This is a genomic window from Streptomyces sp. SGAir0957, assembly GCF_043523415.1.
In genome coordinates, this window is the sequence record NZ_CP027292.1 from 173583 (window position 1) to 185744 (window position 12162).

The following is a 12162-nucleotide window of genomic DNA, read 5'->3' on the forward strand; positions in this document are numbered from 1 at the left end:
GTAGGACCTGCCGCGCGTTCGGCAGGCCCTACAGTCAGGGACTCCGTCAGGAGCCCCAGCGAAGCGCGATGGTATCGCCTACGGAGATGACCTTGTTCCGGGCGGCCGACGTGAAGGAAGAGCCGTCCACGCTCGCCTTCCACGTGTTCGTGCCGCTGTTGGCCTTGCCGTTGAGCGAGGTGATGGTGCCGGTTCCGCTGGACGGGGTCACCGCGGTGACGCAACCCGAAGGCGTGGCAGCGCCGGCTGCCGCGTCCAGGACAGCGCCGAGCGTGGTGGTCGTGCCGGAGGCGGTGAGGGCGACGGAGCAGACCTTCAGGTTTCCGCTGCCGTCGTCCACGGTCAGAGCCAGAGAGGTGCCGGTGCCGGCGGTGAAGGTGCCCTGGGCCACCCACTGCGGGGCCCCGGAGGTGGACGGGCTCGGCGGTGTCGCGGTGAATCCGCCTCCCGCGACCGCGCGCAGGCCGTCGATCGACGCATACGCTGGACGAACGGTTGCTGACCACGGCCCTCGGCTGCGCAGTAGCCGTCCTGGCCGTCTTCGCACTGTGGCGGCGCCCTGATCCCGATCTGCTGCGCGGGCACCTGGCCGCGGCCACCCGAGCCCTGATCACTGAGGCCGCCGGCCCCCATGCTGAGCGCATCCGGCGACGCACCCTACTCACCGCCGTGTACTACACCGGCAACGCCTTCCGCCAAGCCCTCGGCGACATCCGTCCCCCGCAGGCGGCACTCGCCCTGTGGCCCGCATTCCTCGCCCTGCAGGACCTCGGGTTCCAACTCGCCGCCCGGCCACTGTCCGCGACCGATCACGCCCATGCTGTCCCGGCCATGAACACCCTGGCCGAGGCAGCGGGGCAGGGAACCCCGCCCCGGCCAGGTGGCCTGCCCGCTGGCTGGGCGACCCCGGAAGCCCGCGATGCCTTCCGGCGACTGCGCGCGGCGCTGAGCGACGGACTGCCCCTGCCCGCCGGCGACCACCTTGTCCACGGGCACCTGCGCGGCAGCAACGGCACTCCGCTGCCCCACACCCCTGTGACGCTGATAGATCCCGCCGGCAATCAGGCGGACGTGGCCTACACCGACAGCCAGGGCCGCTACGTCCTCCACCCGACCCGGGCCGGCCGCCACCTCCTGGTCGCCACAACCGACAGCACCACGGCCCCCAGCGCGCACGTCGTCCTGGTCCCCGAAAGAAGCTGAACAACTGGAAAGAGGCAGTGGCGACAGGGAGGCCACTTCACCGAATCCTCCAAGCAGTCACAGGAACCTCCACCCACCGAAGGGATGAAACCTTCTCCGTGCCTCCCGCCGGTGCCGAGGCTGTGGCCTCCACCAAAAGGTCCACCGCGCCCACCGGTCTCGCTCAATGCCCGGCCGGGTGTTGCCAGTTGCTGGCTTAATTTTAAGCGGAAGCGCATCTGACGGCTTTCGCGGGGCAAATGGGCACGACGAGTTACCCCACCCGAGCAGACAAGGAAGCAGCCGCGTGTCTCACCCCGATCCCACGTACCCGGCCTACAACTCACCAGCCACGGACCGGCTGCCGGCCCGGCAGTCCAACGGTTTGGCGATCGCGGCGCTGGTACTCGGAATCCTCGCCCTGCTGTCGTTCTGGACCGTCTTCGGCGGCATCGTGCTCGGCATCCTGGCATTGGTCCTTGGCATCATCGCCGCCCGCAGAGCGCGCGGCGGCAGGGCTCCCCACAAGGTGATGGCGATCGTCGGAGCCGTGCTCGGCGCGCTGGGTCTCGTCGCGAGCGCGATCATCATCGCCATCGGCGCCTCGTTCCTGAACTCCGACGAGTACAAGAACTTCGACGACTGCGTCAAGCACGCCGACTCGCAGAGCGAACGCGAAGCCTGCAAGCGGGACTTCGAGAAGGACATGAACGGCAACTGATACGGGCGGACCCGCGGGCGAGAGGGCGGCGCGGCTCGCGCCGCCCTCTTTTTGCACCGGGCCTCTGACGGCTGCACCGTTCGTTCCTGCGTGCGCCGGACGCGGCCGCGGGCGCATACGGCCGTCGGGCCCGGTGTGGTCCGGCGGGCACCACACGGCCCCGCCCTCCACCGCAGGGGTGTGCGGGGGAGGGCGGGGCCGATGGTGCTCGCCGGATCAGACCGTGGCGGGCCGGGAGTCGGGCAGGCTGGCGCAGTCGTCGGGGTTGCCGTGCGGCATCCGTACGGGCTGGCGCGGGCAGTCGGCGAGGATGCCCAGCAAATCCCGGTCGCCGTCCAGGAGCAGATCGGCGTAGCCGCTTCCGCAGGCGCACGGGATCAGCAGGCGAAGTTTCTCGTTCTCGGCTTCGCTGGTGCCGGTGTGGACCAGCCACAGGCCCTGACCGAGGTGAGCCGTCGCAGCCGGCGCGAGGCGATGCTCGGGGACGGCCGGGTGCCCACGCCAGTCGTCCCCGTCGACCACGAGCCGCAGCGTGTCGGGGTAGCGGTCGTAGATGTGCGCGGCAGCGTCCGCAGCCGCGTTCTCGCACTGCTCTGCCCGCTGGTCGGCGAGGCGGTCACCGACCAGAGACAGCAGGCGCTCCACCGGCGATTGGGTCGGCGTCATGGTGGTGTTCATGTGGGTGCTCCGTTTCGGGTGAGGGCGTGGATGGCTTGGATCAGGCGGGGCGCGGCGTCGTCGGTGAACAGGGCGGCGGCTTCGTGCAGCGGGCAGGAAGCCTCGCCATCGCGGTCCGGCTCGACCTGCTCGGCACGGTGCGCGGCGGCGGTGAGCAGCTGCGCGAGCTGGGCGAGGAGGCCGCCGGGCGGGTCGGTGTCCTCGATGAGCTCCCGGAGCATGGCGGCGAGTTCGGCCGGGTCGACGTCGGCGGATGCGAGGTCGTCCTCGATCTGCTGGAGGGCGAGCGTGGCGATTCCGGCGCAGGTGCGTACCCGGTCGATGCGGCTGCGCGGGGCGGGTGTCACAGGGCGAGGCCAGCCGCGGCCAGCGCGAGCAGGGCCAGCGCGGCAAGGCTGAGGTCGACCGCGCGCCGCAGATGCGTGTACTTGCGCACGGCGAGCTGGGACAGGACCCGGATGCGGGCGGCGCGCTGGTCGCCGTCCATACCGGAGCGGATCTGCTGCTCGTCGAGGCGTGCCCAGTGCGGGAACGAGCTGCGGTCGTCGCCGCGCAGGCGGGGCCGCACGACCAGGAGCAGGAGCACCGCAGCCGCGCCCAGGCAGAGCACCGCGGCCGTACCGAACGCCTTCGTGGGCAGCGGCAAGTTCGTGTCGGCGACGGAGGCGAGGCCCGCCAGGGCGGCGCCCTGGAAGGCGAGCAGTAAGGAGCTCTTGTTGTCGGTCCGCGCGACCTCCTGGGCGACCGCGGTGCAGGCGGCGTCCAGGTTCTTGTCGGTGAGACTCGCGGCGTTCGTGGGCGGGGCGGTCGCTGTCAGCGCGATGGCCGTGCAGGCGGCGGCGTGGGCGCTGGCTTGCTCCCGGGTGCGCCAGAGCCAGTCGGTCTGCGGGGCAGAGGATGCGTCCTGGCAGCCGTGGCAGCGCCAGCGGTTGTCCTGGAGGTGTTCGCCGCTGCCGGTGACGTCGACGTGCGCGCCGACGCGGTTGAGGTAGCGGATCTGCAGATCCGCCGGACGGCCGGCCTGCACAGCGGGCACGGTGATGGAGTTCAGCATGTCGGTCCCTTCCCAAGGTCACGCGGCCAGGGCCTGCCGGGCCGGGGTTATGTGGGTGGTGGGGTCGGCCGGGGTGCCGTCGTAGCACTCCAGACACGTCCCAATCGTTTTGAGGGGAAGACAGATCGTGTAGCGGCGGCCGCACAGCCCGGGGCACTGCTGACGGGCCGCCATCGCGCGATCGAGCGCCGCCTCCTTGGCCAGGGTCATCGGCAGCTTGGGCACAGCCAGATCGACGCGATACAGCCACGCCCACCTGGTCCCGCCCCGGCACTCGATCCGCGCGACCGGCTCGTGGCCACCAGGCCGCAGGCCCATCGCGCGCAGCTGGCGGCGGGTGGCGAGGTTGTCGTAACCGGCCTGCCGCCAGCGGAAGATGGGCAGCGAGCCGTCGCCCGGGTCGTGGCCACCAGGCCGCAGGCCCATCGCGCGCAGCTGGCGGCGGGTGGCGAGGTTGTCGTAACCGGCCTGCCGCCAGCGGAAGATGGGCAGCGAGCCGTCGCCCGGGTCGTGCACGTCGACGTCCCTCACGTGCTCGTCACCGGTGAGGCGAACTGCGGTCGTGGCAGTCACGACTTGCCCCAGGCGTCGGGCGGTTGACGCGGCGGCTTGGGGTAGCGGGTGCCGGGACGGAGCGGGCGGGGACGGCCGATCCGGCGGCGCGGGCGGGGAATGAGCACGAGCGATCTCCTCCAGGGCAGGACAGGGCCGGGCCCCGCCGACCGTGGTGGTCGGCGGGGCCCGGCTCGCAGATGGCGTGCGGGGGAGTTAGGCGGGCAGGCCGCGGTCGGTGTGCGGGCCGGACGGCGTGGCCGGGGGCGGGCTGCTGTGTCCGGGAAGCGGCTGGCGCGTGGGCTGGTCGGTGTCGCCGGTCAGGTGCATTCCGGCCCAGAAGCCGACGATGAGTCCGAGCGTGCCGAGGACCTGGTGCCGGTGGGCGCGCCACCAGGTCGGCGGGGCCGGGGTGGTCAGGACGCCTATGACTTTCGGGGGCTGGTTAGCCACGGGAAGGGATCTCCTGCGCTCGGGGACATAGCGGGGTGAGGCCGGGTGGCCTGTCCGTGTCCTCACCGCACGGGGCGGTGAGGACCAGGCAGACGAACCGGAGGTCAGCGCTGCGAGCCGGGGCGCTGTCCCGGGCTGCGCAGCGCCTCGAACGGGCCGGGGATCTTCTGGCTGGGCAGCTGCAACTGCGGCGTGAAGGTCGATTTGTTGACGATGTGCACGTGGGGCAGCAGGCGCAGGTCGCGCAGCGCGGCCAGCGAGGCGAATCCCCAGGCGAGCGCGGCGAGGGCGACGGTGAGGGGGCGGTTGGCGGGCGGGACGGTGACCCAGATCGCGGCTGCGGACGCGATGCCCCATGCCGTCCAGACCAGGCGGGCGATGGTGGAGCCGATGAACCCGCCGATCAGCCCGTACAGGCCGGTGACCTGCCACAGCGTGTAGACCGTCGAAGCGGAGACGGCCATGCCGACTGAGTGCGTGGCGATGTAGGAGCGGATCGGGTCGTCGATGACCGCCCAGACGCCGGAGGACGTGTCCGCACCGATGTCGACGGTGGGCGCCGCGGCCAGGAGGTCGCCGACGGCGTCAGCGATCGCGCTGCCGGCCGCCTCGGCGACCAGGACGACGAGGGAGAGCCCGGCGAGGATGAGCAGGGCCTTGAGCCAGTGAGCCATGTCCGCGCCGCGGCGCTGGGCCGTGCGGATGTCCTGCCACAACCTGTGCAGGAATCCTCCCTCCGCCCAGGCCTGCTCCCACACCCGCCGCGAACGCGCCGCAAGGTCGGCCCACGGTGACGGCTTGACCGCCTGCTTCATCGTCGTGCGCGGTTCGTCAGTGGTCTGCTGCTGGGGGAAGTCGGGGTGCTGAGGCATGAAGGCTCCTTCGAAACGGTGCGGTAGGCGGTGTGGGGCGGGCCGGATGGCCTGGCCCGCAACCGCGCCGGTAATCGGGGCGGGTACGAGGCAGGGGATCCGGAACAGTGCGATGCGGTGCGGTGGTCACAGGCCGCGGACGTCGGCGCGGCGGGCGGCGACGTCGACCAGGCGCAGCGGCGTACGGGCCGTGGCCCATGCGTCGTTGAAGGCGGGGATGGAGTCGATGTCGTCGCCGAACTCGCTGTGGATGGCGTCCATGACGGCGTCGACCGCGTGCTGTTCCAGGCGGCGGTTGCCGCCTGACGCGGCGCGCAGCGCTCCGAGGATGCAGCGCGCACCGGATGGGTCGGTGAGGGTGCCGGTGCACCAGCCGTCGGTCTGCAGCAGCTGGTGGGCGCGGTGCAGGAGACCGGCGATCGGGGTGCGGTCCGGTTCGGGGGCGAGGTGCGGGGTGAGGGGCACAGTGACCACGTCGGCCAAGGTGACTGGGGCGCCAGTGTCGATGTGGGCGGTGTTGACCTCGTAGGCGACGGCCGCTTCGTCCAGGCGGGCGGTCATCGCGGTGTTGAGGAGGGCGAGGCGTTCCTCAAGAGACAGCGGCGCCGCGGCGCCGGGCGGGGGCGGGGGAGTGGGGGCGGCTCTGGTGGCCGGGACGGGGGTGGGTGCGGGCATCGGATCTCCATGCGGGCACGGGCAGGGCACGAGTCCCGGTGGCGGGCCCGTGTCGTGGCAGTGCGAGGGGGAGGCATGCCGTGGCGGTGACCGTTCACCGGTCAACTGGCATGGCTCAACGGGATGTTGTGGTGGGCCTCGGGAGCGGGCAGCCTGGAGGGGCGCTGGAGGGAGGCGAGAGATGAACTTCGTGTTCGTGTGCTACTGGTGCGACGAGGAGTGCGTGGTGTTCTGCCGCCGGGCAGGCTTTTGGGGCAACCGGTTCGAGGACCCCGAGGTGTTCGACTGCTGGAACTGCGACGGGGCCAACACAACGCCGTACCCGCCCTGGACACCCGCCTGAGCGACTGCCGGCATCACAGGGCTAGAGCCCGGAGACGAGGCCGGCCAGCGAGGCGAGGAACGAGTTGATCGCGGGGGCGGCGCCGGTGCTGGCCAGGGCGAACCCGAACAGGGCACACGCGATGGCGCCGCCGATCCGGACGCTGCCGGTGCGCAGCAGGACGACGACGATGACGGCCAGGAGCAGGGTGAGGGACAGGGACACGGCCACGGGCTGGGGTCTCCTTCAGGTGTCAGGAAGCCCGGCCGCTCGCAGAGGAGCGGCCGGGCTTCGGTGTGTTGGTGGGGCTGGAGTCAGGCGTCGGTGAGGGTGCGCATGGCGTCGAGGGCCTGGCCGGCGGTGGCGATTTGGGGGACACGCTTGCCGCCGCTCTTGCCCCCGCCCTTCCGCCCGCGACCGCCACCACCACCGCCGCCGCGACCGCCGCGACCGCCGCTGCTGTTCCCGCCGTCCTCGTCGTCGTCCTCGTACCAGGGCTCGCCGGGCCGCGGGTTGGGCTCGCTCCAGTCGAACCACAGGCCGCGCTTTTCGAGCTCGCTGATCTCGTAGTCGGTGAGCCCGGCGACCTGGTCGGGGAAGAGGTCGGCGAGGTCCTCGTCGAAGTCGACGTAGAGCGCCTTCATCAGCATCGGGCGGCCGTTGTCGAGGACGACGATGGCAACACCACCGGTGGAGACACCGTTCTCGGGCTCGGCCTCGCCGGCCATGGCGCGCTCGATCGCTGAGCCCTCCACGGGCGCGTAGCGGGTGGGGATGGAGGGGATGTCGTAGACGTTCTCCATGGTGCCCTCGGCTGCCTTGCGGGTCGCGGAGGGAGAACCCATGTTGAAGATGATCGGGCGGGAGTTCTGCTTGAGGTTGTCCTTCATCTTGGTGGAGAAGCCCTCATGTGCGAACGGTGATTGTCCGGCCGGGTTGAAGCCGATGCCCGCCTTGAGCGACATGACGGTGAGGGCGTCGGCGTCGGTCTGGATGAACTCGCCGTAGTCCGCATCGGCCGTGGCGGACATGAACTCGTCCGTGTAGACGTTGAGCTGGCGGTAGGGGCAGCGCGGATCGCCCGGCTTGTAGTCGTGCGGCTTGCCGTCGTGCGGCCAGGGCATGTTCGCCCGGATCTCACACAGCGCGATGGCCGCGCGCAGCTGGCGGGCCATGTAGAGGGCGCCGATGCCCTGGCGGTCGATGTGCTCACCCAGCGCGGTCGTCTTCTCGTCCCGCATGTAGCTGGACAGCCACACGATCTGCCCGGCGAGGGATTCGGCGATCACGGTGACGGCGATGAACTGGGTCTTGCCGCCGCGGGTGACCCCGAGGACCAGGCCGTGCTTGGCGGCGTTCTTGTCGTGCTGGAAAACGAAATTGGTCACCGGCTGCCCGGTGATGCTGAACCCGCACACATACCGGCCGGTTTTCGGATCCGGAGTGAGCAGTTCACGGGTGGCCTTGAACGTCGGGGACAACGGCGGCTGGTCGAAGACGCTGATGAGGAATTCGGCGCCTTCGACCATGAGGAAGGCGCGGCTGTCGTCCTCGGGCAGGCCCAGGGCGCGCAGGACCTTCATCAGGTCGATGGTGGGCAGGTCGCCCGAGTCGGCGGCGCAGCCGCGGTAGAAGGTGACGCCGCGCTGGTCGTCCCGGGCCTCCTGGGTGAGTTCGGTGCCGGGGGCGCCGCCGCGCGGCCCGGCGATCCGGTCGGTCCACTTCTCAGTCGCGGTCGGGTTCTGCCGGCGCCGTTTGGCGGCCTCCGGGGTGATCTGGACTTCCGCCCAGCCGGGCCCGGCCTGGCGGCCCTTCATCTGCACGACCGGGTTGATGTGGATGACGCCGGGCGCGTCGTCGACGCTGACCGCGGCGGCCACGGCGGTAGTGGTCAGCCCGGTGATGGGGCGGCCGGGTTCGGCGGCGCGCAGCAGGATGGTCAGGTCGTGGATGCGGCCCTTGTGGCGTTCGGCCTTGACGACGATGGTGCGGGCGGGCATCCCGGCCCGCTCCCACATCTGCTGCATGCCCCAGGTCAGCGGGTCAGCGCCGTCGTGGATCGGCGTCGGCGCAGTGGCGGCGGGGGCTTCCTGCAGCTGCGGGGCGGTGAGCGGCGCGGCCAGGGCCGGGCGGTGGTGGCGGCGGGCGTGCCGGGACATCGGCATGACCAGCCAGCCCGCCGCCGCGAAGGCGGTAGCCGCGACGGCGTCGCAGTACCAGGGGCCGAAGCCGGGGGTGTAGGTGGCGGCGACGTCGACGGCGGCCGCCAGGGGCAGGGGCAGCCAGCGCAGGATCTTGCGGCCGCGCCCCTCCTCGAGGGACTTGCTGGCCGCGGCGATGCCACCGATGCCGATCACTCCGGCCCCGGCGATCGAGGCGGTGACGGGGCCGTTCGGGTCAAGGTTGGGGGCTGCGGCCAGCACCGGCGCGGCCAGGGTGTACGCGAGACGTTCCAGCGCGGCAGCGCGCGGCATGGACACAGCGGGACTCCATTCACGGTCTGTCGAAAGGGCGGGCAGGGCGGTAGTGGGGGAGTGAGAGGGCCGGGGGCGGCCTCGTGGGCACGAGGGCCGCCCCCGGCCCTGAAGGCGGGACGGAGTGGGGGTGCTGGCGCGGGGGTCAGTCCGCGAAGACGCCCGGCTTGGGTGTGCGGTGGCGGCGCCCGCTGCGTACGGCGTCCAGCGGCCCGTACTTCTTGGCATGCTGCTGGCGCACCAGCCGGGTCTCCTCCGCCATCTCGTGGGCGCCCTGTGCGAGCTGCCTCACCTGCTGGGCGGCGCCGACCAGGGCGGTACTGACCAGGCGGGTCAGCTCGATGAACTCCTCGTCGAACTCCGCGTTCTCGATCGCGGTGACCGTGCTGTCGCAGCGCTTGGCGTTGTTCACCATCGAGATGCGGACCAGCTCCAGCTCGGTGGCGCCGTCGTCCAGCAGTTTCATCAGCACGTTCAGCTTGGCCTGCAGCGCGCTGTAACTGTTGTCGTCGGACTGGGTGGCGCCCGGTCCGGGGGTGTGAACGATCTCGCTCATGTGCGGTTCCTTCGCTGTTCGTTAGGCGTGATGGGCGGCGGCGGAGGCGTGCGTGAGGCCGCCGTCCTGCTTGGCAGCCATGTCCTCGCCGTAGACGCGGGCGACGCGCTGGCCGGCGAGCTTGGCGGCCTCGGCCGCGTCCGCGCACTCCGCGGCGCACCGCTGCGCGATCTGCTTCATGTCGCCCGCCTGGTCGGCCAGGCCGGAGAGCATGTCGGTGATCTCGCGGTCGACGTTGTGGTCGTCGGCGAGGTCGGCCGCCATCTCCTCCAGCGTTTCGGCGACCTGTGTCATGACCTGGGTGAGTGCCTCGGAGCGCTCGCCGTCCATGGCGGCCGTCACCGCGATCGACGCCATCTCGATCAGGTACTCGCCGAAGGTGATGTCGGTCTGGTGCTTGGCGGCGAGACCGCCCTGCCCGCTGCCGGCGGGTGCCACCTGCGTATCGGCCACGGATTCCTCCTTGCTCAGGCCCGGCCGGGTCGTGCCCGGCCGGACGGGTGTTTCAGGTGCGGGCTCATCGCCCTCGCTGCCGTCAGGCGCCTCGCGGTCACTGCTGCGGGGCAACGCGGCCGAAGCACTCGGCTCCGGCTCGGGCGGCGGGGGAGAGGCGCTGTTCGCCCTCGGAATGCCGAACTCGGTAGAGATGCCGAGATCCTCCGGCGGGACCGGGATCCTCGAGGCGGCATCGGCCTCGTGCTGCTCCCGCTCCTGCTGCGCGCGCCCCGCCCGTTTGCGAGCGTCACGCCGGGCGGCGAGGTAGTCCCTGAACGATGTCTTGATCCGGTGCCGGAAGCTGCCCCGGTCGAAATCGGTGTTCTTCAGCAGCTGGTTGAGGTGGGCGTCGATCGCCTCGTCGGTCCAGTCCCGCCATAGGTTGAGCAGGGCCGTGCTGTTGTTGGTCCACCAGGTGGTGAACCGCTCCTCCAGCCGGTCCTCCTCACGCGCGCGGGCCTCATCGGCGGCCCGCGAGCCCGTCTTCTTGGTGAAGTTGACCTTCGGACGGGCACCGGGTCCGCCACCGGCCGTCGGGGGGTGCTTCGGCATCGGCGGGGGCTGGACTGTCCCCGGTTTCGGCCCTGCTGCCGAGGGTTTCGGGTTCACCGGGGTCGGAGTTGCGGGAGGTGTCTTCCACGACCAGCCGGTGCCGCCCTGCCCGGGCTGCTTGGATCCGGGCGTCGTGGGCTTGTGCGCAGCAGGGGTGTTGAGGGGCGGTTTGTTGGGGTTGGGTTTGTTGGGGGTGGGGTTGTTGGTCGGTTTGTTCTTCCACGGGCCGATTGCGCCGCCGCTGCCCGGCAAGTTCTTCGCCGCGCCGGCGCTAGTGCTGGGGTTGTTCTTCCATGGCCGGTTGCCGGGTTTGTGCGGGTCGATCGTGCGGTGCGGCGGCAGCTTGGGCCGGTTGTTCACCGGTCCTGCTCCGGACGTCCCGCCGGAGGGGCCCTGGCCGGGCTGTTTGGGCCCGGGTGTCGGGCTGGGCTTGGGAGTGGGTTTGTGGGGGGTGGGGTTGTTGGTCGGTTTGTTCTTCCACGGGCTGACTGCGCCGCCGCTGCCGGGCAGCTTCTTCGCCACGCCGCCGCCACCGCCACCGTTGTTGGTCGCGCCGTTGTTCCGCCAGGGGCGGTTGCCGGGCTTGTGCGGATCCAGCGTCCGGTGCGGTGCGGGGCGCTGATTGCCGCCGCTGCCACCGCCGTTGCTGCGGTTCTTCGTCGGGCCGTCGTTACGGTTCTTCGGCGAGCCGCCTGAGCCGCCCTGGGAGCCGCGCGAGCCGCTCTGCGGGCCCTTTGTCGCGCCACCCCCTGAACGGCCGCCAGAGCCGCCTCCAGAGGCCTTGCTGGGCGTCTGCGTGCGGGGCTTGTCGGTGGAAGTCGGCTTGCCGGAACCGCTGTTGGAGCGGGACGGCGTGTTGCGCCCACCGCCCAGACCGGCTCCGGACCCGCCGCGCCCGGAGCCGGAACCCGGCCCCTTGCCACCACCGGACGATCCGCCGCCTGGGCCGCGGCCGCCCCCGCGACCGCCGCCCAGGCCGCCGCCGCGACCGCCGCCGGATCCGCCGCGGCCCTTGTCCGCACCGAACCCGGACGAGGCACCGGCGCGGGCGCCGGCCTTGTCGGTGCGCGCCTTCAGGTGGGCCTGGCGCAGCTTGTTCTGCGCCTCCATCATTCCGGTCTCAGCGGCGGTCTGGGATTCCAGCAGCGCGACCTTCCGCGCTATTTCCGCCTCCCGGTAAGGGGATTCGGCGTCGAGGCGGGCCCGGCGGATATCCAGGCGCAGCTCCAGCCAGTCACCCAGCCGGTCGGCCAGAGTACGCGGGTATTCGTATTCACCCTCGTATTCCGATTCCTCTTCCTCCCCGGAAACATCGGGGGTCGGAGCAATTCCCGGCTCACTCAGAAAGGAAGCCGGATCCCGCAAGGCCGGAATGTGAACTCCGCCGCGAGTTCCGGAATCCTGTTCCGGCTCGTCGTCGGCGTCGGGTTCCGGGGTGTCGGGGGCGGGTGTGTAGAAAAGGCTCCCGGCGTCCGGGGCGCGGGGAACCGGCCCGGAATTGCCGCCCCTGGTGGGCAAATGGAGAACGTTCGTGCCGTCGTCGTCATCGGACACCGGCAGCCTCCTTCGGATCTTG

The 12162-nt window shown here is 71.3% G+C and carries 14 protein-coding genes and 1 pseudogene; 3 read left to right on the forward strand and 12 right to left on the reverse strand.

Going from position 1 to position 12162, the window contains the following annotated elements:
* Positions 1–46 precede the first annotated feature (46 nt).
* Positions 47–502: pseudogene (locus C1N81_RS05050) on the reverse strand (hypothetical protein); the annotation flags it as partial.
* On the opposite strand from C1N81_RS05050, the gene C1N81_RS05055 reads away from it, so the two are divergent.
* Together C1N81_RS05055 and C1N81_RS05060 are read left to right on the forward strand one after the other, a co-directional pair.
* Positions 496–1203, forward strand: coding sequence for a carboxypeptidase-like regulatory domain-containing protein (locus C1N81_RS05055; RefSeq protein ID WP_394427461.1), 708 nt, complete (start codon positions 496–498; stop codon positions 1201–1203). The pseudogene C1N81_RS05050 and the gene C1N81_RS05055 overlap by 7 nt on opposite strands.
* 340 nt (positions 1204–1543) lie before the next feature.
* Complete coding sequence (locus tag C1N81_RS05060) at positions 1544–1903, forward strand: DUF4190 domain-containing protein (RefSeq protein ID WP_394427452.1); 360 nt, start codon at positions 1544–1546, stop codon at positions 1901–1903.
* A 216-nt stretch (positions 1904–2119) separates the two neighbouring features.
* Here the strand turns inward: C1N81_RS05060 and C1N81_RS05065 are convergent, their stop codons facing one another.
* The 7 genes from C1N81_RS05065 to C1N81_RS05095 form a co-directional block, all read right to left on the reverse strand.
* Complete coding sequence (locus C1N81_RS05065) at positions 2120–2581, reverse strand: hypothetical protein (RefSeq protein ID WP_394427188.1); 462 nt, start codon at positions 2579–2581, stop codon at positions 2120–2122.
* Positions 2578–2928: a hypothetical protein gene (locus tag C1N81_RS05070; RefSeq protein WP_394427190.1), complete on the reverse strand. Its 351-nt coding sequence runs from the start codon at positions 2926–2928 to the stop codon at positions 2578–2580. Before C1N81_RS05070 ends, C1N81_RS05065 begins: the two co-directional genes overlap by 4 nt.
* A complete protein-coding gene (locus tag C1N81_RS05075) occupies positions 2925–3635 on the reverse strand; it encodes a Pycsar system effector family protein (RefSeq protein WP_394427192.1) in 711 nt (236 codons plus the stop codon). The genes C1N81_RS05070 and C1N81_RS05075 overlap by 4 nt, the downstream gene beginning before the upstream one ends.
* Before the next feature lie 18 nt (positions 3636–3653).
* On the reverse strand, positions 3654–4208 hold the full coding sequence (locus tag C1N81_RS05080; RefSeq protein WP_394427193.1) for an RRQRL motif-containing zinc-binding protein: 555 nt from the start codon (positions 4206–4208) through the stop codon (positions 3654–3656).
* 195 nt (positions 4209–4403) lie between these two features.
* Positions 4404–4640 (reverse strand): hypothetical protein, encoded by a 237-nt coding sequence (locus tag C1N81_RS05085; protein WP_394427196.1) that lies wholly within the window; start codon positions 4638–4640, stop codon positions 4404–4406.
* 104 nt (positions 4641–4744) lie between these two features.
* Complete coding sequence (locus C1N81_RS05090; protein WP_394427198.1) at positions 4745–5512, reverse strand: hypothetical protein; 768 nt, start codon at positions 5510–5512, stop codon at positions 4745–4747.
* 126 nt (positions 5513–5638) lie between these two features.
* Positions 5639–6187, reverse strand: coding sequence for a DUF6197 family protein (locus tag C1N81_RS05095; protein ID WP_394427201.1), 549 nt, complete (start codon positions 6185–6187; stop codon positions 5639–5641).
* Between the two features lie 181 nt (positions 6188–6368).
* Between C1N81_RS05095 and C1N81_RS05100 the strand changes: the two genes are divergently transcribed.
* Positions 6369–6530, forward strand: a complete 162-nt coding sequence (locus C1N81_RS05100; protein WP_356493312.1) for a hypothetical protein — start codon at positions 6369–6371, stop codon at positions 6528–6530.
* 21 nt (positions 6531–6551) lie between these two features.
* On the opposite strand, the gene C1N81_RS05105 is transcribed toward C1N81_RS05100, so the two are convergent.
* The 4 genes from C1N81_RS05105 to C1N81_RS05120 form a co-directional block, all read right to left on the reverse strand.
* Positions 6552–6740, reverse strand: coding sequence for a hypothetical protein (locus tag C1N81_RS05105; RefSeq protein ID WP_394427203.1), 189 nt, complete (start codon positions 6738–6740; stop codon positions 6552–6554).
* Positions 6741–6823: 83 nt separating this feature from the next.
* Entirely contained in the window at positions 6824–8983 is a 2160-nt protein-coding gene (locus C1N81_RS05110; RefSeq protein ID WP_394427454.1) for a chromosome segregation protein ParM, read from the reverse strand.
* Positions 8984–9128: 145 nt separating this feature from the next.
* Entirely contained in the window at positions 9129–9539 is a 411-nt protein-coding gene (locus C1N81_RS05115) for a conjugal transfer protein TraB (RefSeq protein WP_394427205.1), read from the reverse strand.
* Between the two features lie 21 nt (positions 9540–9560).
* Entirely contained in the window at positions 9561–12140 is a 2580-nt protein-coding gene (locus C1N81_RS05120) for a hypothetical protein (protein WP_394427207.1), read from the reverse strand.
* Positions 12141–12162 lie beyond the last annotated feature (22 nt).